This is a genomic window from Pedobacter cryoconitis, from assembly GCF_003259615.1.
GTDB classification, from domain to species: domain Bacteria; phylum Bacteroidota; class Bacteroidia; order Sphingobacteriales; family Sphingobacteriaceae; genus Pedobacter; species Pedobacter cryoconitis.
In genome coordinates this window covers 382,949-409,477 of the sequence record NZ_QLLR01000001.1, presented here as the reverse complement: position 1 = coordinate 409,477, position 26,529 = coordinate 382,949, and the positions used below count along the sequence as shown (strand labels likewise).

26 protein-coding genes are annotated in these 26,529 nt (G+C 40.1%); 19 read left to right on the top strand and 7 right to left on the bottom strand.

Features of this window, described 5'->3' with window-relative positions; all coding sequences use genetic code 11:
* The first annotated feature begins 168 nt into the window (after positions 1 to 168).
* Positions 169 to 504: a hypothetical protein gene (locus tag LY11_RS01755; RefSeq protein WP_146610783.1), complete on the top strand. Its 336-nt coding sequence runs from the start codon at positions 169 to 171 to the stop codon at positions 502 to 504.
* Between the two features lie 3 nt (positions 505 to 507).
* Here the strand turns inward: LY11_RS01755 and LY11_RS01750 are convergent, their stop codons facing one another.
* Positions 508 to 1,410: a DMT family transporter gene (locus tag LY11_RS01750; protein ID WP_111632002.1), complete on the bottom strand. Its 903-nt coding sequence runs from the start codon at positions 1,408 to 1,410 to the stop codon at positions 508 to 510.
* Positions 1,411 to 1,616: 206 nt separating this feature from the next.
* Here LY11_RS01750 and LY11_RS01745 point away from each other — a divergent pair, with 206 nt between their 5' ends.
* The 3 genes from LY11_RS01745 (at position 1,617) to LY11_RS01735 (ending at position 4,969) form a co-directional block, all read left to right on the top strand.
* Positions 1,617 to 2,192 carry a TetR/AcrR family transcriptional regulator gene (locus LY11_RS01745; RefSeq protein WP_111632001.1) on the top strand — a complete coding sequence of 192 codons (576 nt, stop codon included), beginning with the start codon at positions 1,617 to 1,619 and terminating at the stop codon, positions 2,190 to 2,192.
* Between the two features lie 65 nt (positions 2,193 to 2,257).
* Positions 2,258 to 3,304 (top strand): LLM class flavin-dependent oxidoreductase, encoded by a 1,047-nt coding sequence (locus tag LY11_RS01740; protein ID WP_111632000.1) that lies wholly within the window; start codon positions 2,258 to 2,260, stop codon positions 3,302 to 3,304.
* A 222-nt stretch (positions 3,305 to 3,526) separates the two neighbouring features.
* Positions 3,527 to 4,969, top strand: coding sequence for an amino acid permease (locus LY11_RS01735; RefSeq protein ID WP_111631999.1), 1,443 nt, complete (start codon positions 3,527 to 3,529; stop codon positions 4,967 to 4,969).
* Positions 4,970 to 5,078: 109 nt separating this feature from the next.
* Here LY11_RS01735 and LY11_RS26565 read toward each other — a convergent pair whose 3' ends face one another.
* Entirely contained in the window at positions 5,079 to 5,249 is a 171-nt protein-coding gene (locus tag LY11_RS26565) for a hypothetical protein (RefSeq protein WP_170132596.1), read from the bottom strand.
* A gap of 76 nt (positions 5,250 to 5,325) precedes the next feature.
* Entirely contained in the window at positions 5,326 to 5,718 is a 393-nt protein-coding gene (locus LY11_RS01730; RefSeq protein WP_111631998.1) for a hypothetical protein, read from the bottom strand.
* Positions 5,719 to 5,878: 160 nt separating this feature from the next.
* Between LY11_RS01730 and LY11_RS01725 the strand changes: the two genes are divergently transcribed.
* From LY11_RS01725 to LY11_RS01715, 3 genes are read left to right on the top strand one after another with little or no spacing between them, the layout of a single operon-like run.
* The gene (locus tag LY11_RS01725) at positions 5,879 to 6,481 is read left to right on the top strand and encodes a TetR/AcrR family transcriptional regulator (protein ID WP_111631997.1); all 603 of its coding nucleotides are present in this window, start codon (positions 5,879 to 5,881) and stop codon (positions 6,479 to 6,481) included.
* A 35-nt stretch (positions 6,482 to 6,516) separates the two neighbouring features.
* Complete coding sequence (locus LY11_RS01720) at positions 6,517 to 8,067, top strand: DHA2 family efflux MFS transporter permease subunit (protein ID WP_111631996.1); 1,551 nt, start codon at positions 6,517 to 6,519, stop codon at positions 8,065 to 8,067.
* Between the two features lie 34 nt (positions 8,068 to 8,101).
* Entirely contained in the window at positions 8,102 to 8,848 is a 747-nt protein-coding gene (locus tag LY11_RS01715; protein WP_111631995.1) for an SDR family oxidoreductase, read from the top strand.
* A gap of 54 nt (positions 8,849 to 8,902) precedes the next feature.
* Here the strand turns inward: LY11_RS01715 and LY11_RS01710 are convergent, their stop codons facing one another.
* Entirely contained in the window at positions 8,903 to 9,793 is an 891-nt protein-coding gene (locus LY11_RS01710) for a DUF6268 family outer membrane beta-barrel protein (RefSeq protein WP_170132595.1), read from the bottom strand.
* Positions 9,794 to 10,137: 344 nt separating this feature from the next.
* On the opposite strand from LY11_RS01710, the gene LY11_RS01705 reads away from it, so the two are divergent.
* The 4 genes from LY11_RS01705 to LY11_RS01690 all read left to right on the top strand — a co-directional run bounded on the left by LY11_RS01705 (position 10,138) and on the right by LY11_RS01690 (position 16,481).
* Positions 10,138 to 13,497: a SusC/RagA family TonB-linked outer membrane protein gene (locus LY11_RS01705; protein WP_245952551.1), complete on the top strand. Its 3,360-nt coding sequence runs from the start codon at positions 10,138 to 10,140 to the stop codon at positions 13,495 to 13,497.
* 21 nt (positions 13,498 to 13,518) lie between these two features.
* On the top strand, positions 13,519 to 14,889 hold the full coding sequence (locus LY11_RS01700; RefSeq protein WP_111631992.1) for a RagB/SusD family nutrient uptake outer membrane protein: 1,371 nt from the start codon (positions 13,519 to 13,521) through the stop codon (positions 14,887 to 14,889).
* Positions 14,890 to 15,090: 201 nt separating this feature from the next.
* Complete coding sequence (locus LY11_RS01695; RefSeq protein ID WP_111631991.1) at positions 15,091 to 15,357, top strand: hypothetical protein; 267 nt, start codon at positions 15,091 to 15,093, stop codon at positions 15,355 to 15,357.
* A 773-nt stretch (positions 15,358 to 16,130) separates the two neighbouring features.
* Entirely contained in the window at positions 16,131 to 16,481 is a 351-nt protein-coding gene (locus tag LY11_RS01690; protein ID WP_111631990.1) for a winged helix-turn-helix transcriptional regulator, read from the top strand.
* A gap of 72 nt (positions 16,482 to 16,553) precedes the next feature.
* Here LY11_RS01690 and LY11_RS01685 read toward each other — a convergent pair whose 3' ends face one another.
* Entirely contained in the window at positions 16,554 to 17,789 is a 1,236-nt protein-coding gene (locus LY11_RS01685; RefSeq protein WP_111631989.1) for a glycosyltransferase, read from the bottom strand.
* Between the two features lie 110 nt (positions 17,790 to 17,899).
* On the opposite strand from LY11_RS01685, the gene miaE reads away from it, so the two are divergent.
* Positions 17,900 to 18,481, top strand: coding sequence for a tRNA-(ms[2]io[6]A)-hydroxylase (miaE, locus tag LY11_RS01680; RefSeq protein WP_111631988.1), 582 nt, complete (start codon positions 17,900 to 17,902; stop codon positions 18,479 to 18,481).
* A gap of 163 nt (positions 18,482 to 18,644) precedes the next feature.
* On the opposite strand, the gene LY11_RS01675 is transcribed toward miaE, so the two are convergent.
* A complete protein-coding gene (locus LY11_RS01675; RefSeq protein WP_111631987.1) occupies positions 18,645 to 19,067 on the bottom strand; it encodes a hypothetical protein in 423 nt (140 codons plus the stop codon).
* A 130-nt stretch (positions 19,068 to 19,197) separates the two neighbouring features.
* Here LY11_RS01675 and LY11_RS01670 point away from each other — a divergent pair, with 130 nt between their 5' ends.
* Positions 19,198 to 19,635 (top strand): nuclear transport factor 2 family protein, encoded by a 438-nt coding sequence (locus LY11_RS01670; RefSeq protein WP_111631986.1) that lies wholly within the window; start codon positions 19,198 to 19,200, stop codon positions 19,633 to 19,635.
* 54 nt (positions 19,636 to 19,689) lie between these two features.
* On the opposite strand, the gene LY11_RS01665 is transcribed toward LY11_RS01670, so the two are convergent.
* Positions 19,690 to 20,706 carry a LacI family DNA-binding transcriptional regulator gene (locus LY11_RS01665; protein ID WP_111631985.1) on the bottom strand — a complete coding sequence of 339 codons (1,017 nt, stop codon included), beginning with the start codon at positions 20,704 to 20,706 and terminating at the stop codon, positions 19,690 to 19,692.
* A 157-nt stretch (positions 20,707 to 20,863) separates the two neighbouring features.
* On the opposite strand from LY11_RS01665, the gene LY11_RS01660 reads away from it, so the two are divergent.
* The 6 genes from LY11_RS01660 to LY11_RS01635 all read left to right on the top strand — a co-directional run bounded on the left by LY11_RS01660 (position 20,864) and on the right by LY11_RS01635 (position 26,508).
* A complete protein-coding gene (locus tag LY11_RS01660) occupies positions 20,864 to 21,667 on the top strand; it encodes a hypothetical protein (protein WP_111631984.1) in 804 nt (267 codons plus the stop codon).
* Between the two features lie 44 nt (positions 21,668 to 21,711).
* Entirely contained in the window at positions 21,712 to 22,551 is an 840-nt protein-coding gene (gene kduI, locus LY11_RS01655) for a 5-dehydro-4-deoxy-D-glucuronate isomerase (protein WP_317047971.1), read from the top strand.
* A complete protein-coding gene (locus LY11_RS01650; RefSeq protein WP_111631983.1) occupies positions 22,551 to 23,366 on the top strand; it encodes an SDR family oxidoreductase in 816 nt (271 codons plus the stop codon). Before kduI ends, LY11_RS01650 begins: the two co-directional genes overlap by 1 nt.
* 4 nt (positions 23,367 to 23,370) lie before the next feature.
* The gene (locus tag LY11_RS01645) at positions 23,371 to 24,390 is read left to right on the top strand and encodes a sugar kinase (RefSeq protein WP_111632238.1); all 1,020 of its coding nucleotides are present in this window, start codon (positions 23,371 to 23,373) and stop codon (positions 24,388 to 24,390) included.
* Entirely contained in the window at positions 24,380 to 25,039 is a 660-nt protein-coding gene (locus tag LY11_RS01640) for a bifunctional 4-hydroxy-2-oxoglutarate aldolase/2-dehydro-3-deoxy-phosphogluconate aldolase (RefSeq protein ID WP_111631982.1), read from the top strand. The genes LY11_RS01645 and LY11_RS01640 overlap by 11 nt, the downstream gene beginning before the upstream one ends.
* 95 nt (positions 25,040 to 25,134) lie before the next feature.
* Positions 25,135 to 26,508: an MFS transporter gene (locus LY11_RS01635; protein ID WP_111631981.1), complete on the top strand. Its 1,374-nt coding sequence runs from the start codon at positions 25,135 to 25,137 to the stop codon at positions 26,506 to 26,508.
* Positions 26,509 to 26,529: the final 21 nt, after the last annotated feature.

Genomic DNA, 26,529 nt, shown 5'->3' with positions numbered 1-26,529 from the left:
GTCTTTATACAAAGAGGCAATGATACAAAGATGTACTGATATCTAAGTATATTTAAGCTTATTTTTTCTCAGATAATGGGTGTTTATAGTTAATTAGTTATAAATGAGGCCAAAAGAAATTTGGATAGGAGTAAGGCAAAATCAATGTGGCTAAACGAAACAATAAGGATGATACAAGTTATGCCCAATCTTTATAATGTGACTAAAGATCCGCAGGACGTTGGTAAATTCAGGACTCCCGGTTTACGTAAAGTATTGCGTATAAGCCCATGGTTTCATAATGGATTATTTGATAACATCGAAGGTGTGATGAATATGTATAACAACGGTATGCCTCAGCCAAAGCAAAAACCAGATGAACTGAATGATCCGCTTTTTCCAAAAACAGATGTACATATCAAAAGATTAAATCTGACTAAAGCAGAAAGGGATGCTATTATTTCCTTTTTGGCCGCTATTACTACCGAGCCATGGAGAATAACCACACCCGAATTACCTCAATAGAATTTATATAGCTCTTTGGGGTCTGAACTTCTTATGCAGATAATCAGAAAGGATAATCATGACAACTGCAATCAGGATCAGCAACATTCCCAGAACAAGATTTTGTGTAATAGCCTCTTTAAATACGATTACACCTACTGCAACAGCAACCAAAGGCTCCAAAGCTCCAAGTATTGCAGTTACTGTAGAACCCACATACTGCACAGCAAATATCATGGCAACACATGATATTGCTGTGGTGGGTAAGGCCAGCATAACCAGGTCTACAATAGATCTGGTGTCTGGTAATGGCTGTAAACCAACAGTCAATTGTGCTTTAAACAGAAAAAAAACAGCACTGGAAGCCATCACATATAAAGTGAGCTTATATCCCGACATCAATTGTATTCTCGACTTGTTAACTGCTACAATATAAACTGAATAGGCAATTGCTGCAATTAAGATCGCGCCAAGCCCCAGTAGATTCAGTGTTATTCCATTATCACCTTTGTACAATAAGGAGACACCCAAAAAGGCAATCAATATGGCTGCTATAGTGATCAGACTTATCTTTTCCCTAAAGAATACGGCCATTAAAATGGCGACAAATACAGGGTATATAAATAAAATAGTAGAAGCAGTACCTACGCCCAGGTAATCATAACCTACCAGTAAGTATTGTGCCGATAAAGCATATAATATACCCAAAATAGCCATCGGGACAATTTCCCTTTTTGCAATTCTGAAGGACTCCTTTTTAAACAGCATAAAGAGTGCAAGTAATAAAGATGCACAAGCAAAGCGGTAACACAAAATTGAATCATGGGGAATTCCTTTGCGCATTAAAGGTAAGGCAAACAGCGGTATCAGGCCAAAAGTTGCGGACGAAATACATCCCCAAAAATAGCCCTTGACTTTAGTATTCATTCGAATGTCAGGTTAGAGTTTATTGGTGTCGGATTGACGACGAAAGATATAATAATTTTCTGATTATCTTTTCCTTCATCAAGACAATAAAATCTCTTTCATCGTGGCAATAAACTTCCTGTATCAAAACAATAAAACTTCTTACATCAAAAGATTAATATAAAAATAATTGGAACAATCGTTCTAGTTTTATACTTTTGCTTTCAATGGCACGCAATAAAGAATTTGACCCAACAGAGAAATTAGAAAAAGCCCGTGATCTGTTTTGGGAAAGGGGCTATCATGCTACTTCGATGCAAGACTTGGTGAACCAAATGCAGGTTAACCGTGGCAGCATGTATGACACCTATGGAGATAAGCACAAGCTATTTATAGACAGTTTGCAAAGTTACGCTCTGGATACTTACAGTGAATATAAAAAGGCAGCTCTGGGACAAAAATCTCCATTTAAAGCTATTGAGCAAATTGTAAAAAAAGCACTTGAAAGGTCTTTTGAAGAAGGTAAAGTGTGTATGATTGTTAAGTCTTCTTTTGAAATGGCTCCGCTGGATACAGAGATCAGAGAACTTTTAAAACAGTTAACCAATGAGCTGATTTTAATTTTTGAAGACTTAATGCTGAAAGCACAGAAAGCAGGTGAAGTTGACGGAACGAAGAATGTCAGGCAAGCCGCACAATTTATTGCAGGCTCATTTGCGGGACTATGGTATATGCAGTCTTTATACAATGACAGGGCAATGGTAGAACAGATGGCAAAAAATATGATCGACAGTTTGAGATAATATTTTTTTGATTTATAATAGAACGTTCGTTCTATTAATAGACTATAACAATTAACACAACAAATATGGAATTAGGCATAAGTATGTTCGGCGATTTACATGTCGATCCGGCAACAGGTAAAATACAATCTACACAAAAGCGTCTGGCAGAATTGATGGAAGAAATCAAACTCGCTGACGAAGTTGGTTTGGATATTTTAGGCGTAGGGGAGCATCACCGTCCCGAATATGCCATACCGAGTCCCGAAATTATACTGGCAGCAGCGGCTACGGTAACCAAAAACATCAAACTGACCAGTTCAGTGACTGTACTAAGTTCATCAGATCCGGTTAAACTCTATCAGAACTTTGCCATGGTAGACTTGCTTTCTGGAGGCAGGGCCGAAATTATGGCCGGAAGAGGGAGTTTTACTGAATCATTCCCATTATTTGGTTATGACTTACAAGATTATAGTGCCTTGTATGAAGAAAAATTAGACTTATTGCTCAAAATCAATACAGATAAAAAGATAAACTGGGATGGCCGGTTTCGCCCACCCTTAGTGAATCAGGAAATATTACCCAGAGCTACAAATAACAATCTCCCCATTTGGATTGCTGCAGGTGGTACCCCTGAATCGGTATTTCGAGCCGGGCGTTTGGGGTTGCCATTGATTTTTGCTATTGTTGCTGGTACACCACTGGAAAGATTTAAACCTTTATTTGAACTCTATAAAAATACTTATCAGCAATTTGGACATGATATGGACGAATTTAAAGTTGGCATGTTCTCACATGCTTTATTTGGCGAAGACTCCCAGACGACCGGAGATTATTACTATCCGCTTTACTCCAGACAAATGGATAGAATCGGACTAAGCAGAGGCTGGTCACTTTTTCAAAGGCACCAATACGACTACGGGCGTTCTAAAGCCGGGGCTATGTTTGTCGGAAATGCAGCAGAGGCAATCGATAAAATCCTTTATGCTAAAGAGCTTTATGGAATTACTCGTTTTATTGCCCATTTGGACGTTGGCGCACCCTCTCACAGCCATTTAATGAAGGCTATCGAAATATATGGAACTCAGATCGCACCTAAAATCCGGGAGGCATCTTTTAAAAACTGTATTTAAATGCTTACGATACATATTTTCAAATGGAGTAACTCCATCAAATTGCTTTAGTATCAAAACGGGCGAATCTAAAAGGTCTTTACCCTCCAATAATCAAAGAAACTATTTAAATTTATTTGACCTTTTAATAGCTCAAATGGATATAAGTTTACATTTTTGTTGGAATTTAGTATATCGTACCTAATTAACTCTCATTTACAATCAGATTAATTCCATAAAAAATTGAAACAACTCAACGAAAAACCTGAAGATAATAAGCTAAAAAGAGGCTTGCAAAACAGGCATATCCAATTAATTGCACTCGGTGGTGCCATAGGGACAGGCTTGTTTTTAGGAATCGGTCCTGCCGCAGTACTCGCCGGGCCTTCCGTAATTTTAGGTTATGCCTTGGCAGGTATCATTGCCTTTTTTATTATGCGCCAGCTCGGTGAAATGGTCGTAGAAGAACCCGTATCAGGAAGTTTCAGTCACTTTGCCTATAAATATTGGGGCTCATTTTCGGGTTTTGCTTCTGGCTGGAATTACTGGGTACTCTATATTCTGGTCAGTATGTCAGAACTAACAGCTATCGGAATTTATGTACACTTCTGGTGGCCATCTATCCCTTTATGGTCGTCAAGTCTTTTCTTTTTTCTAACCATTAATGCCCTTAATCTCACTTCCGTTAAAGTTTATGGCGAAGTAGAATTCTGGTTCTCCATTGTGAAGGTCGTAGCTATTATTGCGATGATCTTTTTTGGTGTTTATCTTTTGGTTAGCGGATCTGGTGGTGAACAAGCTACCGTACAAAACCTGTGGAATGATGGCGGCTTTTTTGCAAAAGGACTGCTGAGTTCTGATGGTAAAGGCGGATACCAGGGACTGCTCTCCGCAATCGCCCTGATTATGTTTTCATTTGGCGGCCTGGAGCTTATTGGAATTACAGCTGCAGAAGCTGAAAATCCTGAAAAAACTATTCCTAAAGCAACAAATCAGGTTATTTACCGTATTCTTATTTTCTATGTAGGAGCATTGGTTATTCTTTTCTCTTTATCCCCATGGAAAAATATTACAACAGATAGCAGTCCATTCGTTATGGTCTTTGAAAGTCTTAAAGGCTTCCAGTTTGACCTGTTCGGAAAGACTGTATACTTTACCAGTATCATTGCCAACGTATTGAACATGATTGTTTTAACAGCGGCTTTATCCGTATATAATAGCTGTGTATACAGCAACAGCCGGATGCTCTTTGGACTCGCAGAACAAGGAAATGCACCTGCATTTTTATCAAAGCTGAATAAAAACCATGTGCCCTTAAAAGCGATCCTGGTGTCGGGCCTTTTCGTAGCAATCAGTATTGTCATCAATAAACTGATGCCAGAAAAAGCATTGGGTATTTTGATGTCGTTGGTCGTTTCCTCGCTGATGATTAACTGGCTGATGATTAGTATCACGCATTTAAAATTCAGAAAACAAAAACAAGCTGAACAGGTAAAAACCAAATTCCCATCCTTTATCTATCCGTTGTCCAACTACATTTGCCTGATCTTTTTGGTCGGTATTTTAGTGATTATGTGGATTACAGGAATGAAACTTCCTGTAGAACTTATTCCGGGCTGGCTGGTACTTTTATACCTCTGTTACCTGCTCGTTAAACGTAAAAAACAACAACAACAACAAGCCTAAACCAAAAAAGCCTGTAATAATTGAACTGCCCCCAGAAAGTGTCTGACTTTCTGGGGGCAGTTCAATTATTACAGGCTTTTTGATATTGTATAAGAAAATAAATTAGTGCTTACTGATTCTGAGTTCCCCCATCCTGAGTATCAAAAATGATAAATGGATTAAACAGAACCGCCGGATTGCCTAAAACCCCACCAGGCTGTATCATGACTGAAAACTCAGTGAAAAGTAAACCCACACTTCTCCAGTAAATATCGGTGTTGGTATAAAGTGCAGGAGCCACCGCATAGTTTACAAATTGAGAGGCCCTGAAAATGAATCAGAACCTCTTAATGGTTAAATAACGAAACGAAAAAATTTTAATTCGTCACGAACACATAGATACTTTCTAATGTATTTCCATACTGATCTTCCACCCAAATGCGCTGAGAACCTCTTAAATTACTGAAGCTGGAACCGTAAAGTTCAATCTCAGCATTGCCATCCGCATCAGGAAAGACTGCATACTGCTCCCCCTGGATTTTATTCCCACAGATCATGGTATTCCCGTTCTCCGAAATAGGAAGGCTGCTTAGCTTAATCAGGTAAGGACCACCATTAGCACTCACTATATTTGGGCCGCTCATACCAAAGAACACCACTTTTGAACTCTTTAAAGCAGGCAAAAATGAATGGCCTGGAGATACAGGAATAAAGCTGAAAAGAGAAAGAGCCAGCAAACAAGCAGAAAATGTAAATGTAATTTTTTTCATAATTTATCGGTTAAAAGTTCAGGATAATAAGTTAACTACAAATTACTATAATTTATACTATTTTCAAATGATGAATGCGCAATAAATATCAATTGCCATGCAGAAGTAATAAATGATACTGTATTTGTTTTTATAATACCAATCGGTATATATTTGTCCTATGAATAAGTCATATACCAAAGCAGAACGTACCCGGAACTTCATTATTGAAAGTACCTCGGTTGTATTTAACAAAAAAGGGTATGCAGGTACTTCTTTATCCGACCTCACAAAAGCAACCGGATTAACTAAAGGAAGTATTTATGGCAATTTTGAAAATAAAGAAGAAGTTGCGGTTGCAGTCTTTGATTATAACTGTTCAAGAGTCGCTCATTTAACAAGCCTGGAAGTTAACCGGGCAACCACCTGTTACGATAAATTGATGGCCTATGTCAGAGTTTACCGGACAATTATTAGCGAAACTATGAACAGGGGAGGCTGCCCGGTGCTCAATACCGCAACTGAAGCCGATGATACCAATGGACTGTTAAGAAAACGAGCTGCAAATGCTGTATTAACCTGGGAAAGTGATTTAACTGCGATTATCAAAAAAGGCATAGAAAAGAGTGAATTTAAAACCAATGCCGATCCCCGTAAAATAGCCTTGTCCATGATTGCCCTCATCGAAGGAGGTATTATGATTTCCAAAGTAACCGGTGATGTGACTTCAATGGATCTGATACTGAACACCGTAGAAACACTTATTGACCAGATTGAACGTTAAATTTTTTTATTCTAAAATATACCAATCAGTATAATATGAGCCCTTTAAAACGTCAGATCCTGTTGATCACTGTAATTGCAGCCGCAATCATGGAATTAATTGACACCTCCATTGTAAATGTAGCGCTGAATTATATGAGCGGGAACTTAGGGGCAACCTTAGAAGATATTTCCTGGGTGATCACGTCTTACGCTATCGCCAATGTGATTATTATTCCCATGACCAGTTTTTTAGTCAATAACCTCGGCAGGAGAAACTACTATATCGGCTCTATTATCCTGTTTACCTTCTGTTCTTTCATGTGCGGTAATGCAACTGGTATCTGGGAACTGGTCGCCTTTCGATTTCTGCAAGGTTTAGGTGGGGGAGCTTTACTTTCTGTTTCGGCGGTTGTCGTTTATGAACTGTTTCCGAAAGAAAAACAGGCTACTGCCAGTGCATTATTCGGTATTGGTATCTTTATCGGACCAACCATCGGGCCTACTTTAGGAGGTTTTATTACAGAAAACTACTCCTGGCCATGGATCTTTTACATTAATATTCCCATCGGTATTGCAGCAGCAATTTCCTGTATGTTTCTTTTAGGAGAATCACCGATCAAACAGCAATTAAAAAAGATAGACTGGATTGGGATATTTCTACTGATCGCCGGGGTCGGATCACTGCAAACGGTACTGGAAAGAGGAGAGACTGACGACTGGTTTGCAGCAGGCTATATTATTGTACTTTCCATTGTTGCTACACTTTCAATAATTGGGTTTATAATATGGGAACTAAGCATTGAAAACCCTATCATTAACCTGAGAATATTAAAATACAGGTCCTTAAGTATTGCAGCCGTCCTGACTTTTATTACAGGGATGGGCATGTATACCTCTATCTATTTAACGCCCGTAGTAGCACAGCGCTTACTCGGGTTTACCCCAACACAATCTGGTTTACTACTCTTACCAGGCTCTATCGTGGCAGTTCTGGCACTGATCATTACCGGTAAATTACTGCAAAAAGGAGTTGCTCCGGCTTTCATGATTCTGTTAGGCTTTCTCTGCTTTATTTATTTCAACTGGTCTATGTCCAGAATCAACCTGGAAACCCCTGCTATTGACATCACGGTGAACTTAGTATTCAGGGCGATAGGAATGGCGCTGCTTACAGTCCCTTTATCTACGCTCGCGGTGTCTGCACTGGACGCTAAAGACATGCCTCAGGGTACATCCCTGAATAATATGATGCGTCAGCTGGGAGGCTCATTTGGAATCTCTATTATCAACACCTATGTAGCCAGGCGGGTCGCTTTACACCGGATGGATCTGATCACTCACATTAAAGTGGAAAACCCTGTTGCTGTTGAAAGGATCAACACCTATACCCACTACTTTCAGCAGAAAGGCTTTGGACTGCTTGATGCCAAACAAAAAGCAATGCAACTGATTGAAAATGTGGTCGTCAAGCAATCCTTTTTTTCCAGTTATCTCGACGCTTATTTATTAATCGGGCTATTTTTTGCCATCGTGCTGCCCCTGCTAATTTTTGTCGCCAAACGCGATAAAGCCAGGCCCATAGTTATTCCGTCATCCGATCATTAACAAAAAACAATTAAAATATAAATAGAATAAAAAGATGAAATCAACAAATAATACTATTCTGATCGCTGGCGGAACTGCTGGTATCGGATTTGAAATCGCTAAGCTATTAACAGAAAAAGGAAATCATGTGATCATTACTGGACGTGATCAAAAACGCCTTGACACAGCTGTTGCTAAACTAAATAACGTAACAGGTATCTTATTTGACACCACACAAGGAGAGGAAGTTGATCGTTTAGTCAGCAAAATTACTGCAGATTTCCCTGCGTTAAACGTCGTGATCAATAACGCAGGGCTTGCTTATGCTTATGATGTGCTTGCAGGAGAGAAATCCTGGGAAAAAGCAGCAGACGAAATGAATACCAACTATATTTCTCTGATCCGTCTGACAGAAAAACTATTGCCTCAATTGCTTAAACAAGAAAAAGCTGCACTGGTTAATGTCAGCTCTATCGTAGCTATTGCACCAGGACTTCGCTTGTTGACTTACAGCGCAAGTAAAGCTGCAGTTCATTCTTATACACAAGGGTTACGTTTGGCCTTAAAAGACACCAGTGTTAAAGTATTTGAACTGATGCCGCCCTTAGTGAATACTGATTTTTCTAAAGAAATTGGTGGCGCAGAAAATGGTATCCCACCATTACAAGTAGCTACAGAATTTGCTGACGCTTTTGAAAATGACACCTATGAAGTACATGTAGGTGGAACAGCACAAGTTTATGAATTGGCACGTACTTCTCCAGTAAATGCTTTGTATGCCGTAAATGGGATAGAAGCATAAACTGAAAAGATGCCGCTTCCGTTAAACAGGAGCGGCATTTTTTTAGCTAATTGATTACTTGCGCTCATTCTTAAACTTAAGTCTGATTCCGGCATTGACGAAGAAATTTCCTCCTGATTTATTGATCTGTCCTTCGGTGAATAAATTCTTAATACCCCCTTCTTTAAGATCATAATTCCTTAAAATCATATAACCACCACCTATTACAAAATCAAAATGTTTGCTTTTCCACTTTGTTTCCAGGCCAGCAGGTAATTCCATATAGTTTAGATAACGTCTTTTAGGCTCAACTGTGTTTTCGGTATCATAACTTGTATTTCTGTACCTCACTGCTAATTTGACCTCTATTTTTTTTGTAGCGTCATAAGCAGTACTAACCTCAGTAGGCACATCAATATTGAATTTGAATTTACCTTCTGTTTGAAAATGCAGCATCAATCCTGGTAAAATTATAGGCGCGTTGAGTGCATTTACTATAAAACCTCCAAATCCATAAGAGAATCCTGGTCTGGGAGTTTTAATGAAAAGTACGCCGCCAGTGATATATAAATCATGATAATCTATTTTTTTAAGGTCTGAATTGATCCCCGTAGTTAATACGCTGACCATCGCCCAGTTATTTCGCATAGAACGTAAATAAGTTACCCCAAGCATTGAACTAAGTAACTTCTCCGGCATTAAATCTCTATCATTTGCCTTACCAGACATTTGAGTATAACTTCCACTCACTATACCCGTCCATTTTTGCAGCTTTTTGGTTGCAGGGTCGAATTTAGTCGAAATCGGGAAGCTATAATCCAGATCAATTCTTTTTTGAGTTTTTTCTGCATTTTCAACCTGTCCGTCTTTCTGTGTATACTTGCTTTGAGGGACGTAGATAGCATTAATATTCAGCGTATTCTCGGTGCCGAACTGGGCCATTGCATTTGTGCCTGTTAAAAGCATAACAAGGAGAGGTAAGCTGCTGAGAAAGTGATTTTTCTTAAACATAAATTTGAAGGAATGAGGTATTGAATATTTGTTGAACATTTTTTCCTGTTTAGTCATAGGACAACCTCTTTGCATCTTACCCTTACGAGCAGATTGAAAATAAAAAATCCGCCTCTAAAACAGGCCGGAATGGTGTTGCATCTTCCTACAAGCTGTAGAGAATGTCTACAATTGAAAACAGCGAAAGGATTTTAAAACGCTTGAAACGAGTATTTTAATCTCATTTTAATCTGTGGAGCGAAAATTGCTATTGTGCATCTTTAATAACTTGCTCATTACTTAAAGATTTTGTATTTCAGATGAAAAGAAGCCCTTTACCGTACCTCGTATGCTTACTCGCCATGGTATTCAGCACCCATTTTGCACAGGGAGCTGCCCATAGAAAAGACCTGTCAAGTTTCAGGACAGTATTATTCCAAACCGACACCATTCCTAAGGATTCTGTGAAAAAATACTCCATTAAAAAGGATACCGTGAAACGTGCCGTAATCCCGATAATTCAAGCTCCTCAGGATACTACCCGTAAAAAAGTAGTTCAGGATACAACGGTTAAAAAACCTGCTCAGGATACTACTGCTAAAAAAGTAGTTCAGGATACCACTGTTAAAACGATTGTTCAGGATACTGCTGCCAAAAAAGCTGTTCACGATACGACCGTTAAAACAGCCGCACAAGATACAGCCGGCAGCAAAGCCGTTCAGGACTCTATTAGTGGTAAAGTCTCTGACGCTGGCGGACCGCTGATTGGTGTGGTTATCACCGTTAAAGGTGGAAAAGATAAATCCCTTACCGATAGCAAAGGACAATTTAAGATTGCCGCTGGCGATAATGCAATTCTCCTGTTCGCTTATATGGGTTATAAGACTAAACAAGAACCCGTCAATAAACGCAAGACCATTAATGTGGTCATGGCCACAGAATCAAAAGTACTAAGTGAAGTACAAGTTGTGGCGACCGGATATGGAACCGTTAACCGTTCCAAACTGACCAGTTCTGTTTCCAGTATCCAATCTGACCAGATTAAAAATGATGTGATGCCGACTATTACCCAGGCAATTCAGGGTAAAGCAGGAGGAGTGCAGGTTACACAGAAATCAGGCTCACCAGGTGGTGGCTTAAATATCCGGATCAGGGGTACAACTTCGATCAATGCGGGTTCTGATCCATTATACGTAGTAGATGGTATTCCAGTGAACAGTACAACAAATTTTACAGGCGGAAGTAACTTCAACTTCGGTGGCGGAACGCAGGGAATTAATATCCTGGCTTCTATCAACCCATCCGATGTACAATCTGTAGAAATTTTAAAAGATGCAGCTTCTTCTTCAATTTATGGTGCAAGAGCAGCAAATGGTGTCGTTTTGATCACGACTAAAAAAGGTCAGCCAGGTACCAGTACCTTCAGCTTTAATGCGTACGAAGGATTCTCTGAAGTTCCAAATGAGAGAAAATATAAAATGATGAATACTGGCGAATACCAGGATTACATGAAAGACTATTACAAATACCTGCTGGATGCTAACGGTAATCCTACTCCGGTTCCGGCACAAGTATTAGCAAATCCAGAAATCAACACAGACTGGCAGAAACAGATTTTCAGAACAGCACCAACACGTAACTATGAATTGTCTGCACGTGGAGGATCTGAAAAAACACAATACTATACATCCATTGGCTATATGCGCCAGGGAGGTGTAATTCAAAACTCTGACTTCAGCCGTTTAAGCGCCAGAATCAACCTTGACCATCAACACAGTGATAAATTAAAATTCTCTGCCCGTGTGAATCTGACCAGAGCACTGAATGACCGTGTTCAGGAAGAAAACTCTAAAGAAGGTTCTACAAAAACAGGTATTTTTGCACCGCCAAACCTTCCTGTGTATAACCCGGACGGAAGTTATGCTTACGACCAGGTTAATACGAGCCGTGAGAATCCATTGGCAATGTTACTGCTGCCAGTTAATAAATCAGAAACTTTCAGAGTATTGGCAAGTGGATCAGCAGAATACAAATTTATGCCTGAGCTGACTTTAAAAACCAGTTTCGGCGCTGACTTAAGTTATATCGATGAAACCTTCTTTATGCCGCCAAACGGTATCCGTTCATTCGCAGCGCAAGGCGGAATTGGTGCACAAAGAAACACAAGAGATCAATTGTGGATCAATGAAACTACTCTGAGCTATCAGAAATCATTCGGTGAACATCATATCGATGCCCTTGCCGGAGCTTCTGTTCAACAATCACGCGTACAATTTGTAAGCGCAAGCCGTTCTAACTTTCCATCTAATGATATCGAGTATATTTCTGCCGGTGGTTTAGTTACAGGTGCAGACTCTTTCCCTGAAGAATGGAGTATTGCTTCTGGTTTTTCAAGAGTGAACTATGACTACAAAGGAAAATACCTTTTAACAGCAAACTTCAGAGTTGATGGATCTTCACGTTTCGGTACAAACAGCCGTTACGCTACTTTCCCATCTTTTGGTGCTGCATGGCGTGCGTCTGATGAAGACTTCCTGAAAACCAACAAAGTGATCAGCAATCTGAAATTAAGAGCAAGCTGGGGTATCACAGGAAATCAGAACATTCCTAATTACGCGAGTTATTCTTTATACAGCGGAAGTAATAACTATATGGGTAACCCTGGTTATTTACCTAATGTACTGGGTGATAAAAACCTGAAATGGGAGACGACCAAACAATTGGATTTTGGAGTAGATGTAGGCTTGTTTAACAACCGTATCTCGATACTTGCCGATTATTATATTAAAAATACTTCTGACCTTTTGGTTGGTGTTGTTGTGCCGACAAGTTCAGGCTTTGCAAACCGTTTCACCAATGTAGGTAAGATTCAGAATAAAGGATTTGAATTTGAACTGACCACACAGAATCTGGTTGGTGCATTCAAATGGAGCACCTCTTTAAACATGTCCTTTAACCGGAACAAAGTTGTTTCCTTACCAGGCGGAGAATTAAGTGGTGGTGTTGGTGGATTGAATATTGCCAGAGAAGGATTACCTCTTGGGTCATTCTATGGATGGAAAATGTCTGGTGTAAACCCTCAGACTGGTATGATTGATTATATCAAACAAGATGGTAGCCTTGGTGCACCGAATGATCCGAAAGATCGTGGAATCATTGGGAATCCAAATCCTGATTTTTATGGAGGTATTACCAATACATTTACCTATAAAAACTTTGACCTGAGTATTATGGGTCAGTTTTCTTATGGAAATGATGTCTTTAATTATAACCTGGCTTCAGGACTGGACGGAAGTAATAAAACAAGTAACGGTTTCGTAGACTGGAACAGACGCTGGAGAAATCCTGGAGATATTACTGATATTCCAAGACCTACCCCAGGAAACTTTGATAACACGGCCATATCTGACCGTTTTGTACAGGACGGTTCCTTCTTCAGATTGAGAAATATTACGTTTGGTTATACCTTAAGTGATAAAGTTTCAGAGAAACTGAAGATCAAAAGCTTACGTGTATACACTACCGTACAAAATGCTTTCGTATTTACAAAATACAAAGGTTATGATCCTGAAGTAAGCTCTAGTCATGGCGGTGCGAACGCAGGTCTGACTTATGGTTATGATTACGGTAGTTATCCCCAGCCAAGAATCTTTACTGCAGGTATCAATTTAACTTTCTAAGAACAACTCTATAAACAGCACATGAAGACGATTTCAAAATATATTTTACTAGCAGCCGTGTCCTTAAGCTTTACGTCCTGTAAAAAATTCCTGGACAGGGAGCCTATCGCGCAGATTACACCTGATAACCTTTTTACTTCACAACAAGGTGCCCTGTCAGCGGTAATGGGCATGTACAGAACACAATTAGGGGCTAACTCTTACGGACAATCCCTGATTATCGTTCCTGAATTCTCAGCCAGACACGTCAATCACGTGTCCAGCTTTCCTGAATATGCAGACTTTAAGACTAATACGGTTCGTATTGATAATCCATGGGTACAGAATATCTGGACAGCAGGTTATGCAGCCATTAATGCGGCGAATAACATTGTGGTAAAAGTAGCTGCAATGCCAGAAGCTGCAATTGCAACTGATAAAAGACAGCAATTCATCAGAGAAGCACAATTTATCAGAGCTTTGACTTATTTTAACTTAGTCAGAGCATTTGGAGAGGTTCCTTTAATTGTAACACCGACTGGAGAAAACGATAACCTGAAAGTACCCCGTAATACTGTAGCTGAAGTTTATGCTAAAATCATTGCAGATTTAATAGAAGCTTCTAATTTGCCGAATGCTTATGCGAACATTGCAGAAACTAAAGGCAGAGTAACCGGTAACGCAGCTAAAGCTTTACTAGCTAAAGTTTATTTATACAATGGCAGCGTAACGAATACTTATGCAGAAGCAGCAAGATTAGCGAAGGATGTGATTGCAACAAGCGGTGCATCAATGCCTGTTGACTTTGGGTCAGTATGGACCACGAAGAATACAGCAGAATCAATTTTTGAATTGCAGTTTGACGCACAGGCGACCAACCCACTGGCGACGGTGAGTAATCCGAATGCCTCTGCTTTATTTTATGCAGAAGGTAAATCAATCGCTGACTTATATGAAGCAGGTGATAAGAGAAGAGACTTTACCGTTTATCAGAATACACCCGCAGATCCGAGATTTTATATCGGTAAATACAGAATATTTAACCCGGCTATACAAAACGTTCCGGTTATCCGTATTGCAGAGATCTATCTGATCCATGCAGAGGCTCAGGCCCGCCTGGATGGAGGTGTAACTGCAGCAGCTTACGATTCCTATAAAAAGGTACGTGACAGAGCTGGAGTCACTACTCCGGACATTTCTACCTTTGCTACTATAGCTTCCTTCATCACTGCAGTGCAGAAAGAGAAGAGAATGGAAATGATGTTTGAAGGAGAAGCGTGGTTTGACTATTGCAGAACTGGTTTAGCATTGACTGATATGATGACTAAACCAGATGCTAATTACTATTTATACCCTATTCCTGATGCAGAACGCAGAAATAATCCAACTTTAACCCAAAATAAAGGGTATTAGTCTGATTAACAGGTTCATAAAATGAAAAGAGAGGTTTTTGCCTCTCTTTTCATTTAAAGGGAAAATTACTATCGGTCTGAAAACTATGTCATTAGATTTTCATTCCGACCAGCAAAACTCATAGAATTGTAACTCTTTTAGGAGGTTATTGCTGTTTAAACAGATTAAATGCATATTTAGGAAAGAATTAGCCATTATACTATGTTAGGAGAATTAATCGAAAAGGAGTCAATAGACGTAAGTGAAATTATAGCCGCAGATCAGAACCACATCGAGGAATTAAAAGATAAGCTCAGTGGTGCTCAGCGTTTAGGTAATGAATTCAAATCAAAAGCAGACATTACTTTTAATACAAAATTCGGCCCAAAGACTGTGAATACGACAGTATGGTCAGTTACAGAGAAATATATTCAGCTGAAAAATGGAATTCATATTCCTTTGACCAGCCTGATTGATATAGATTTTTAAGCGATGACCTGAGTGAGTACACTTCCGCAGTAAACACTTTTGGAAACAGCATCACTCAGGACATCTTTAAATACCAGGAATACTTCGTAAGTTCGATTCTTCCCATGTAGCAGGCAAGGAAAAGTCTTCCTTCTTTATTGTAAAGCAGGATCATGATTCTGTCGTTTGGAGAACCTATGCCGTCTTATCTTCGCCCCATTCAAAATTAAGGGCGTTTTTATACAGAGTTACCTTCACATTTTCAGGTTTGACCAGTACTCCAAACTGCTGCTTTAAAAATGAAACCGCCCAGGATTCCCTTTGAAAATTTACCCGTTAAACTTCCCATAATAAATAAATGCTTTTCCATCAATGTAAGCTATTCGCGTTAAAGATTATCCTGATGCGTAAAAAATGTCCGCAATTGTCCTCAGCTGTCTGCAATTGTCCGCAGTTGTCCATGGGTTAGTCAAAGGGAAAATTATAATTTCATTAATCTTCAACTAGTTATTGTTTGGTTGTGCCTGAGTGGTGGTCGGGGTGACACCAGGTTGTAAACGGGCTGTAAGCATGGCAACTCTAAGTCATTTCAACTAGTTGTTTTGACTTGGACTTGCCATGCTCTCGCGTTACTTTAGCACTGCTCTTACCCTAACGAGTACCCGACCAGTACTCGGACAGTACCCGGGCAGTACCCGGCCGATATAGATTTATTATTTAGCTATTTTGAATTTATTTGTCAGTAAGTCAGGTAGGTATTTTTATGCTGTTTTTATGGGTGTTTATAGGGTGTTATGTATCAGAAAAAGATAGTGCAGAACTATGATTGCGGACTTGATTTAGTAGGGGAGATCTTATATGGGAAGTGGAAAATAAGATTGCTTTATTTTATCAATGAAGGATATGTTCGTCCAAGCCAGCTGCAAAGAAAAATTCCGGGAGCTTCACGCCGGGTTTTGAATGTTCAGTTAAACGAGCTGGAAAAGCATGAGCTGATTTCAAAGGTTATTTTTCCGGTGCTTCCACCGAAAGTAGAATATAGTTTGACTTCGTTTGGTCAGACCTTAATCCCTTTAATTCATGCTATCGGGTTATGGGGCGATGAACATGAAGAGAAATTAAGGGGAATACTAACAAAAAGTTAAATACAATTAGTTCAGCTTCTTTCTTTTATCAAAGAGAAACCGGTCATATTGGATAACTGCTTAAATCTTGCTTTAAACCTTTTGCGCATTCTTTTCTTCAATCCACAATGACATATATTTCGTGCTGTTTGCGGTATGGTGCTGTAAAATCTGTCCGAAGAAATTGCGCTTGCGATGAGCCGTTAAATTCGGTGACAAAATTTGAAGAAATTCAATAAATGGCTGGGTAAACGTTGATTTCCCATAACGTTCATTAATAATCTTTACCCCATTTTGTTGTGCCCTGAACCACCAGACTTTATCCTGATATAACTGAACTGCCCGGTTAATGAAAAGAAAAGGATCGTCCGCAATCACCCCATTCCACTCCAGGTTTCCTTTCATCGCTTCAGCACCTATAGAAGTAGTCACAGCAGGAGTTCCTACTTGCATGGCATCGACAAATTTTCCTTTAACACCTGCACCAAACTGGATAGGTGCCAGTAATATTTTATGTTTTGCAATTGCTTTCCGGGCATCTTTTGCACGGCCATGAACATAGAATTTTTCTTTTTCATTGTGTAATTGCATCACTTTTTGAGAGGCATAAGCGCCATAAATATGGAGTTTAGCTTGTGGTAGTTTTTTCCTGAGCTCAGGCCACACTTTAGTCTTTAATATTTGAACAGTATTCCAGTTGGGTTCGTGAAGAAAATTGCCAATAAACATAAATCCTTCACGTTCTTCAAATGGTTTCCATTCCTGAATATCTTTTGCGGTCAGTTCTTCCTCTAAAAATGGTAAATAATAAAGTAAAGAAGGATCTATCCGGAACTGCTCTTGTAAGATTTCTATCTCCAGTTCCGAAATCATTAAAGATAAATCACAGCGTAATATCGCGGCGATCTCTCTTTTGGCCAGATCAGTAAACAATTCCAGCGGACTATGTGTTTTCATGGCCTGCTGACGGGCATGACGTAAACAATGCAGATCTTCTGTGTCAAGTATTCTGATGGCATCCGGACATTCCTGCTGTACGCGCCAGCCATACTGTTCTTCGACCATGAAGCGGTCAAAAAGTACGATGTCAGGACTGGTTTCCTGTAGAAAAGTATTAAAGCTGCTATCATTTAATTTAATCTCCCGCTCAGTTGCGCCGATGGCTGGTAAGTCAAAACTAAATTCACTTTTAGAAGCACCAGAAGCAAATATGGCCTCATAGCCCTGAGAAAGAAATAGATTGATTAACTGAATTATTCTTGTACCCGCTGCTGATGAAGTAGGTTCAGGCCACACCAATCCAATAATCAATACCCTCTTTCTGGTCATTCCTTTAAAATTTATGCAAAAATAAAGGTTTTTAGCGCAGATTCTCTAAACAGACCATTAAACAATATGATTATTTGTAATTTTGCAGGAAGAATTTTATTAATAACCTCATGCTTGGATTAAAATTATTAACGGACCCGCGCTGGGCAAATATTGCTGAATCAAATTTAGAAGAGATATTGACTGATCATGCGTGGTGTGAACAGAAAGCAGCAACAAATGCCATTACGCTGATTGCTAATAATTCTGAGCATATGGATTTGGTAGAAGAATTAACAGCTATTGCTATCGAAGAAATGCAGCATTTCCAGATGGTGGTTGAAATTATCAAACAACGCGGTTATACTTTAGGCCGTGAACGTAAGGATGATTACGTGGGGCGTTTAGTGAAATTCAGCCGCAGAGACGGAAGCCGGAACAATGCGTTTATTGACAGGCTGTTATTTGCCGCAATGATTGAAGCCAGAAGCTGTGAACGTTTCCGGGTGTTATCACTGAATATTAAAGACCAGGAGTTAGCGAAGTTTTATCATGATTTAATGATTTCTGAAGCTGGTCATTATACCACGTTTTTAAACTTTGCCAGAAAATATACGATTGATGTGGATGTCGATAAACGATGGAAAGAGTGGCTGGAATTTGAAGGGGAACTGATCCAGAGTTTTGGGAACAAAGAGGCTATCCACGGGTAAAAAGCGCAATCAGAATGTTACTAGTATCCTTGCCCGTCAGCCCGTTTGATTTACTGTCTCTGCAAGCCGCCAATAAAACCCTAAAATAAAGAAGTAGTATTTTAATATATTTCATCCTGAAATTAGAACCGTATCCTGAAATTTCACGATACGGTTCTCTTACTTATGCCTTTGGCTTAGCACCACCCTGTGCATTCAATGCTTTTAACTTGCTCAACTGATCTGGTGTAAGAATAGTTTTATATTGTTCCTGACGATATTGGGCTATCTCTTTACTGCCACCACCTTTTTTCTGATCCGTACCTTTTAACGCATCTTTCCTGGTAATACACTCCGTATTGACCACTAAGATTTTCGCATACTGATCCGCATTTAAACCCAGCTTCGTTTGTAATTCTTTGGAATATGGAATTGCACGCTGTGCTGCGGGAATTGTTGACTTTGATTTTTGAACCTTAACTGCTGGTTGCGGCTTAACTGCAGCCTGTGATTTCGCTGCTGCAACTGGTGTAGCCTGGTTAGCCGTTTGTGCTGAAGCAGTTAATCCTGCGGCAGCAAAGGCGAATGCTAAAAATAACTTTTTCATAGATTTTTGTTTTTTATATAATAATAATGAATATTAACGATTAATTTAAGCCGATCAATATGTGCTGTAAACAATTTGATTTGACCAGCAAAATATCAAACCTGGTAAAGACCTAATCAACATAAAAACTATGAAAAAAATAATCTTATCCCTGCTTTTAATCACCTCCTGTGTATTTGCAAAAGCTCAGGAAACAGCTTCTAAAGAAGAAACCGAAGTTGCAGCGGTCGTAGAGAAATTAAGAGCAGCGATGATCAGCGGCAACAAAGCCGACCTGGAAAGTGTAACCTCAGCTGATTTAACCTATGGACACTCCGGTGGGAAAATTCAGAATAAAGCAACCTTTGTAGATGACATTACTTCGAAAAGATCAGATTTTAAAACGATTGAATTAACCAAACAATCGATTACTGTTCAGAACAATGTAGCTATTGTACGCCATGTTTTAATCGCTGATACCAATGATGGAGGTAAACCTGCTCATATCAGCTTAGGTATAGTTTTAGTGCTGAAAAAAGAGAAAAAAGACTGGAAAATTATCGCGAGACGTGCGTTTCATGTAGATTAACCTGCCACGGAACAAGTTAACTGCCTCTGGATGAGTTAACGACTACGGAATAAATTAACTATTGCGCACCCATAAGCTTGTATCCAGTATTTTCTTTTCGAAGTCATGAACCGGATACTTGCTTTCTATTAAATTCAGCAGCATATCAGTTGCAATCTGCCCCATTTCAAAAGCCGGCTGACGAACCGAAGTCAGCGTTGGGCACATCAGATCAAGCACATCAGAATTACAAAATCCGGCGATAACCATTTCTTGCGGGACTTTGATTTTCAACTCCTTGAATACCGCCAATGCACCAATACTCAGCCGGTCACTGGCTACGAAAATACCATCGGGCTTTTCCTTCAGATTCATCAATTCCTTAATCGCCACTTCTGTCTCCTGCTGAAACATTCCTCCATGTTCACAATACTTGATATAAGCCTCGTTAAAAGGAAGGTTATGCTTCGCTAAAGCCTGTTTATATCCGTTTAACCGTTCCACACTAATAGACAAATGGTCTGAACTGGTTAAATGGGCAATACGCCTGCAACCCTGATTAATCAGGTATTCGGTCGCTTCAAATGAGCCTTTCTCATTGTTGGCAATGATCTGGTGGGTATTGATCTGATCGGTTACCCGGTCAAAAAATACCATAGGTAAACCTCGCTGATGTAAATTCTGAAGATAAGAAGTATCTGTAGTTTCAGCAGATAGAGAAACAAGTAAACCGTCAACAGATCTGGAAGCCAAATGCTGGATGTTCACCTTTTCGCGCTCATAAAACTCATGCGTTTGTGTAATGATAACGTGATAACCGCGGTCATAGGCAATAGATTCAATGCCATTGACCACCTGGGCGAAATACTGGTTTGCTACCTCACTCAAAGAAACTCCGATAGATTTACTTCTGCGCTCCTTTAAACTCAGCGCAATAGGGTTTGGACGATAATTGATTTTCTGTGCATAGTCCAGCACCAGTTTCTTAGTCTCCGGACTGATTTCGTGCGTATCACGCAGTGCTCTGGAAACAGTGGAGGTAGAAAGGCCTAATGCCTTGGCAATATCTTTTAAAGTAAAGGGCTCAAACATGATTCCGTCTCACAGCTAGTAAATCATACAAGTCTACAAATAATTTCTGGTTGTGCCGGGAACGATTGCACAATAATTTATGGCTTTTTGTTTCATTCTGCGCCTAAAACTATGTAGACTTGTTAGTTGTTGCAAACGAAATATAAACCAGATATTTATGAATAAATTACAATGGATAGTTTCCAGTGTTCTCGTTTTTACCACTTTAAACGGTCACGCACAAAGTAAGAAAACAGTAATGCTTGATTCCTACTTCAACAACGAAACTAAAAAAGACAAAGACGGAAAACCCGTTTCCTGGCATTACAAATGGGATGAGCAGACCAATGGCGGTTTCTCTCTGTGGGGAGCCGAATTCAACAAAGCCGGATTTAAAACTTCCACACTCTATGCAGCGCCGACTGCACAAAATCTAAAAAGTTCTGCTGTTTATATTATTGTAGATCCGGATACGGAAAAAGAAAGCAGTGATCCTAAGTTTGTTCAGGCGGCGGATGTTAAAACGATTTCTGAGTGGGTGAAAAAAGGAGGTATCCTGGTATTGATGGGGAATGACATCGGCAATGCTGAATTAGATCATTTCAATACCCTGGCTAAGGTATTTGGTGTGCAGTTTAATCCGGACAGCCAGGGAAAAGTAACTGGTGATCAATTTGATATGGGTAAAATTATGGTGCCTGCAGGAGATCCTGTCTTCAAAACAGCGAAACAACTGTTTATCAAAGAATTCAGTAGTTTAGCAATTAGCGCCCCTGCAAAATCTGTGCTGAAAGATAAAGATGGTTATGACGTGATTGCCTTATCAAAATTTGGTAAAGGATCGGTTATTATCATTGGTGATCCCTGGTTGTACAATGAATATGTAGATGGAAAAAAACTTCCTGCTGCCTATGATAATCTTAAAGCCGGAACTGATTTGATTCACTGGATTTCAAGCTTGATCCCTGCAGAGAAAAAATAGAATAAAAGGGCCTTAAAAAGCCGTCACTATATTAAAATATTACAATGAAAGATATGAAAGTGTTACATGCGGTGCATCCGGATGATTTTAAAACATATGATACGGAGAAAATCAGATCAAGGTTTTTACTGACTGATTTGAAAGAAGAAAATAAGGCTAATTTCGCCTATACACATTACGACAGAATGATTGTCGGGCTGGTACATCCGGTTGCTGAAACCGTTGTCTTAGGGAATTATTCAAACCTGCGTGCCGATTATTTTCTGGAAAGAAGAGAAATAGGGATTATCAATGTTGGCGGTTCAGGTTCAATTGAAGCGGACGGTAAAACATTTGAAGTCAATAAACTGGATGCTTTATACCTTGGGAAAGGGGTGAAGGAAGTGAAATTCAAAAGTGCAGATGCAGCAAATCCGGCAGTATTTTATTGCTTGTCGACACCTGCGCATCAGGCTTATCCTGTAACTTTATTAGTTCATGCAGATGCGGTTTCTACAGAATTAGGTAGCTTAAACACCGCAAATGAACGCAGAATCATTAAATATATTCACCGGGATGGGATTCAAAGCAGCCAATTGGTGATGGGCTTAACGATTCTGGCCAATGGTAGTGTCTGGAATACAATGCCGGCACATACGCATGACAGAAGGATGGAAGCTTATTTCTATTTTGATGTAGCGGCGGATCAGCGGGTGTTCCATTTAATGGGCCAGCCGCAAGAAACCCGTCATGTTTTAATGGGTAACCACGATGCTATTGTTTCTCCGCCATGGAGCATTCATTCTGGAAGTGGTACACAAAATTATAGTTTTATTTGGGGCATGGGAGGTGAAAACCTTGATTATGCAGATATGGACCCTGTTGCAATTCAAGATATACGTTAATGGAAAATACATTCTCTTTAAAAGGAAAGGTTATCATCGTAACCGGAGGTACCGGGATTTTAGGCGGTGCATTTGTAGATGCAGTAGCTGAAGCGGGTGCTTCGGTAGGTATTCTGGGCAGAAATGCTAATATTGCTAACGAACGTGCAGACGCAATTAACCAGACTGGTGGACAGGCGATAGCTTTAGTAGCCGATGTCATGGACGAAAGTCAGTTACTGGAATGCAGAGCGCAAGTATTGGATAAATTTGGCCGCATCGATGGCTTAGTAAACGCTGCTGGTGGAAATCAGCCTGAAGGTGTTTTACAGCCTGAAGAAGATATTTTTAAAATGAACCTGGACGGAATGAAAAAGGTAATGGACTTAAATTTATGGGGAACAGTTATTCCTACACAGGTTTTTGGAGAATCCATTGCTGCCAGTGGTAAGGGGAGTATCGTAAATATCTCTTCTATGAACTCTAAAAGAGTTATTACTAAAGTTTTAGGCTATAATTTAGGGAAAGCTGGTGTTGACTATTATAACCAGTGGTTTGCAGTTGAACTGGCCAACCGTTATGGCGGGGCAATCAGGATGAATGCAATTGCTCCAGGATTTTTCCTGACCGAGCAAAACAGAACGCTGTTAACCAATCCGGATGGCAGTTATACTGACCGCGGAGGATTAGCAATTAAACAAACACCGTTTAAGCGTTTCGGACATCCTGACGAATTAAAAGGTGCGTTAGTTTGGCTATTAAGTGATGCTTCTCAATTTGTAACCGGAGCTATGATTTGTGTGGATGGTGGCTTCTCTGTATTTGGAGGGGTTTAAAAGAATGGGGAAGGTACTGAACTTTGGAGAGTTGTTATTGCGGATTTGTCCGGATGTGGAAGGAAACTGGCTAAAGGAAAATAATTTACCTTTTTTTGTTGGTGGTGCAGAGTTAAATGTCGCCACGGCGCTGGCTTTGTGGAAGATCCCTTCAGCTTATCTGACAGCATTACCTGATAATTCTTTAACGGAGCAATTGGTCGGTTATGTGAAGGGATTAGCTATTGACACTACTGCGATTCAATATACCGGGGAACGGGTAGGTTTATACTATCTGCACCAGGGTAAGGATCTTAAAAATGCGGGCGTGATTTATGACCGGAGTGGTTCTTCCTTTGCAACTTTACAAACCGGAACCATTAATTGGGATGTCGTGCTGAAAGATGTTTCGTGGTTCCATTTCAGTGCTATCTGTCCTGCGGTGAGTTTAGCAGCGGCTGAAGTTTGCCTGGAGGCTTTAAAGGAAGCATCGGCCAGGAATATCACGATCTCGGTGGATCTCAACTACCGGGCGAAACTCTGGAAATATGGTAAAGAACCTATTGATATTTTACCTGGTTTAGTGCAGTACTGTGATGTGGTGATGGGGAATTTATGGGCCGCCGAAAAAATGCTGGGTATCCCTGTTCCTGAAGGATTAGTTGAAGCAGATCAGAAAGAACTTTATTTGGAACAATCGGCAGCAAGCTCCAGAGAACTGATCGCCAGGTTTCCGGAGTGTAAAGTTGTTGCCAATACTTTCCGCTTTGATGAACAGGAAGGGGTAAGGTATTATTCTACCTTGTTTTCGGAGGATGAATTATTGGTGTCAAAGCAATATTCCGCAAAAAATATAATCAATAAGGTAGGCAGTGGTGACTGTTATATGGCGGGTTTGATTTATGGTTTTTATCAGGATCAGCCGGCAGAAGAAATAATTGAGTTTGCAACGGCTGCTGCGTTCTCCAAGCTGTTTGTAGCTGGGGATGCCACTACGGTTGAAGCCAGCCAGGTTAAAGAAAAAGTAAGAAATTATGAAGACTAGAGAGAGTTCTTTAAAAGCGATAACGGAACAAGGTTTATTGCCCTTGTTTTTTTACGAAGATGCAGAGGTGAGTTTAGAAATCATCAGGACTTTGTATAAATCCGGGGTCCGGGTATTGGAATATACGAACAGGGGATTTGCTGCACTGGCTAATTTCCGTTTCCTGATTGATGCGATCGGGATTGAAATGAAGGATCTTCATCTGGGAATAGGAACGATCAAAAACACGGAAGAGGCCAATGATTTTATTAAAGCAGGCGCACATTTTATTGTTTGCCCGGTTGTGGATGCTGAAGTAGGTAAACTGGCACATGATGCAGGTTTGTTATGGATTCCAGGCTGTTTTACGCCAACAGAGATTAATATCGCACATCAGTTAAATGCAGGGATTATTAAACTTTTCCCGGCAAATGTTTTGGGGCCTGTTTATGTGTCTTCTGTCAAAGAGGTTTTTCCGGGACAGCTTTTTATTCCAACTGGCGGTGTAGAAATTGAAGAGGAGAATATGACTAAATGGTTTAAATCAGGGGTCTGTGCAGTAGGGATGGGAAGCAAACTGATCAGTAAAGAGATCTTAGAGAAAAGAGATTATAATGAATTAGCTATACGTACTAAAAAGACTATTGAAATGGTGAAAGCCACGCGATAAAATGGTGAAAGCCATTTGATGAAAAGGTAAAACAACCTTTATCTAATGGGGAAACCAACCGATAAAATCAACCAAACCAACCAAAACCAAATATAATGAAAGAAGCCCGAATGAGCAATTACCGTTGGACGGTCTGTGCCCTGTTGTTTTTTGCGACGACAGTGAATTATCTTGACCGCCAGGTATTGAGTCTGCTGCATTCCCGGTTAGAGGCAGAGTTTAACTGGACAAACAGTGACTATGCAAATATTACTTCGGCCTTTCAATTGGTGTATGCGGTTTCTATGCTTTTTGCGGGCAGGATTGTAGACCGGCTGGGTACTAAATGGGGATATGCGGTGGCTTTGATTGTCTGGTCTTTAGGGGCTATTCTGCATGCTAAAGCTATTCCGGTTGGTCATGGACTGGCCACAATGTTAGGTTTCATTGGGATTACGGGGGTTTCTGTGTCAGTTTTGGGTTTTATCTTTTCCAGAGCAGTTTTAGGCTTCGGGGAGTCGGGTAATTTTCCTGCAGCGATTAAAGCTACGGCAGAATACTTCCCTAAAAAAGAACGTTCCCTGGCAACAGGAATCTTTAATTCCGGGGCAAACGTGGGTGCGGTATTAGCGCCGCTTACGGTTCCCTGGATTGCACATACCTGGGGCTGGGAGTCTGCATTTTTAATTATTGGTGCAGTAGGGTTTTTATGGCTGATCTTCTGGTTCATCTTTTATGAGAAACCGGAAAAGCAAAAGCGTTTATCAAAAGCTGAACTGGATTATATTTTATGTGACCCTGATCAGCAGGCTATTGTACCTTCTCCAACAACTGAGGCGGCCGAGAAAGTGTCGTGGGTTAAGCTGTTAAAGTACAAACAAACCTGGGCATTCAGTTTAGGCAAGTTTATGACAGATGGGGTATGGTGGTTCTTTTTGTTCTGGCTGCCTTCTTATTTAAAGGTGCAGTATGGCATGGGTGATACAGCGATCATGATCCCATTAGCAGTGTTATATAGCATGACAATGATTGGAAGTGTTGGCGGCGGATGGTTCCCGATGTATTTTATGAAAAAAGGATATGCCCCTTATGATGGCAGGATGAAAGCCATGTTAATTATTGCATTATTTCCTTTAGTGGTATTGGCTGCGCAGCCTTTAGGGCATATCAGTGTATGGATCCCAGTAATTCTGATTGGAATCGGGGCTTCAGCACATCAGGCGTGGTCAGCAAATATATTTACTACAGTTTCAGACATGTTCCCTAAAAAAGCGATAGGCTCGGTGATTGGCATTGGTGGAATGGCAGGTGGTTTAGGCGGTGTATTTATGTCGAAGCTCGGCGGTTCACTCTTTGACCATTACAAGGCTTTAGGGCATACACAAACTGGTTATACGATTATGTTTACCATCTGTGCGGTTGCTTATATTCTGGCCTGGACAGTTATGAAAATCTTAGTACCCAAATACAGACCTATTAATGATTTGTAAAATCATCAATTAACAGGTATT

Coding starts and splice junctions, on each gene's coding strand:
- LY11_RS01645 (WP_111632238.1), top strand. CDS start 23,371: ATGGGGAAGGTACTGAACTTTGGAGAGTTGTTATTGCGGATTTGTCCG.
- LY11_RS01635 (WP_111631981.1), top strand. CDS start 25,135: ATGAAAGAAGCCCGAATGAGCAATTACCGTTGGACGGTCTGTGCCCTG.
- LY11_RS01715 (WP_111631995.1), top strand. CDS start 8,102: ATGAAATCAACAAATAATACTATTCTGATCGCTGGCGGAACTGCTGGT.
- kduI (WP_317047971.1), top strand. CDS start 21,712: ATGAAAGATATGAAAGTGTTACATGCGGTGCATCCGGATGATTTTAAA.
- LY11_RS01670 (WP_111631986.1), top strand. CDS start 19,198: ATGAAAAAAATAATCTTATCCCTGCTTTTAATCACCTCCTGTGTATTT.
- LY11_RS01755 (WP_146610783.1), top strand. CDS start 169: ATGATACAAGTTATGCCCAATCTTTATAATGTGACTAAAGATCCGCAG.
- LY11_RS01750 (WP_111632002.1), bottom strand. CDS start 1,410: ATGAATACTAAAGTCAAGGGCTATTTTTGGGGATGTATTTCGTCCGCA.
- miaE (WP_111631988.1), top strand. CDS start 17,900: ATGCTTGGATTAAAATTATTAACGGACCCGCGCTGGGCAAATATTGCT.
- LY11_RS01665 (WP_111631985.1), bottom strand. CDS start 20,706: ATGTTTGAGCCCTTTACTTTAAAAGATATTGCCAAGGCATTAGGCCTT.
- LY11_RS01640 (WP_111631982.1), top strand. CDS start 24,380: ATGAAGACTAGAGAGAGTTCTTTAAAAGCGATAACGGAACAAGGTTTA.
- LY11_RS01650 (WP_111631983.1), top strand. CDS start 22,551: ATGGAAAATACATTCTCTTTAAAAGGAAAGGTTATCATCGTAACCGGA.
- LY11_RS01710 (WP_170132595.1), bottom strand. CDS start 9,793: ATGCTTTTAACAGGCACAAATGCAATGGCCCAGTTCGGCACCGAGAAT.
- LY11_RS01745 (WP_111632001.1), top strand. CDS start 1,617: ATGGCACGCAATAAAGAATTTGACCCAACAGAGAAATTAGAAAAAGCC.
- LY11_RS01720 (WP_111631996.1), top strand. CDS start 6,517: ATGAGCCCTTTAAAACGTCAGATCCTGTTGATCACTGTAATTGCAGCC.
- LY11_RS01740 (WP_111632000.1), top strand. CDS start 2,258: ATGGAATTAGGCATAAGTATGTTCGGCGATTTACATGTCGATCCGGCA.
- LY11_RS01675 (WP_111631987.1), bottom strand. CDS start 19,067: ATGAAAAAGTTATTTTTAGCATTCGCCTTTGCTGCCGCAGGATTAACT.
- LY11_RS01730 (WP_111631998.1), bottom strand. CDS start 5,718: ATGAAAAAAATTACATTTACATTTTCTGCTTGTTTGCTGGCTCTTTCT.
- LY11_RS01685 (WP_111631989.1), bottom strand. CDS start 17,789: ATGACCAGAAAGAGGGTATTGATTATTGGATTGGTGTGGCCTGAACCT.
- LY11_RS01695 (WP_111631991.1), top strand. CDS start 15,091: ATGTTAGGAGAATTAATCGAAAAGGAGTCAATAGACGTAAGTGAAATT.
- LY11_RS01705 (WP_245952551.1), top strand. CDS start 10,138: ATGAAAAGAAGCCCTTTACCGTACCTCGTATGCTTACTCGCCATGGTA.
- LY11_RS01725 (WP_111631997.1), top strand. CDS start 5,879: ATGAATAAGTCATATACCAAAGCAGAACGTACCCGGAACTTCATTATT.
- LY11_RS01660 (WP_111631984.1), top strand. CDS start 20,864: ATGAATAAATTACAATGGATAGTTTCCAGTGTTCTCGTTTTTACCACT.
- LY11_RS01700 (WP_111631992.1), top strand. CDS start 13,519: ATGAAGACGATTTCAAAATATATTTTACTAGCAGCCGTGTCCTTAAGC.
- LY11_RS01690 (WP_111631990.1), top strand. CDS start 16,131: ATGTATCAGAAAAAGATAGTGCAGAACTATGATTGCGGACTTGATTTA.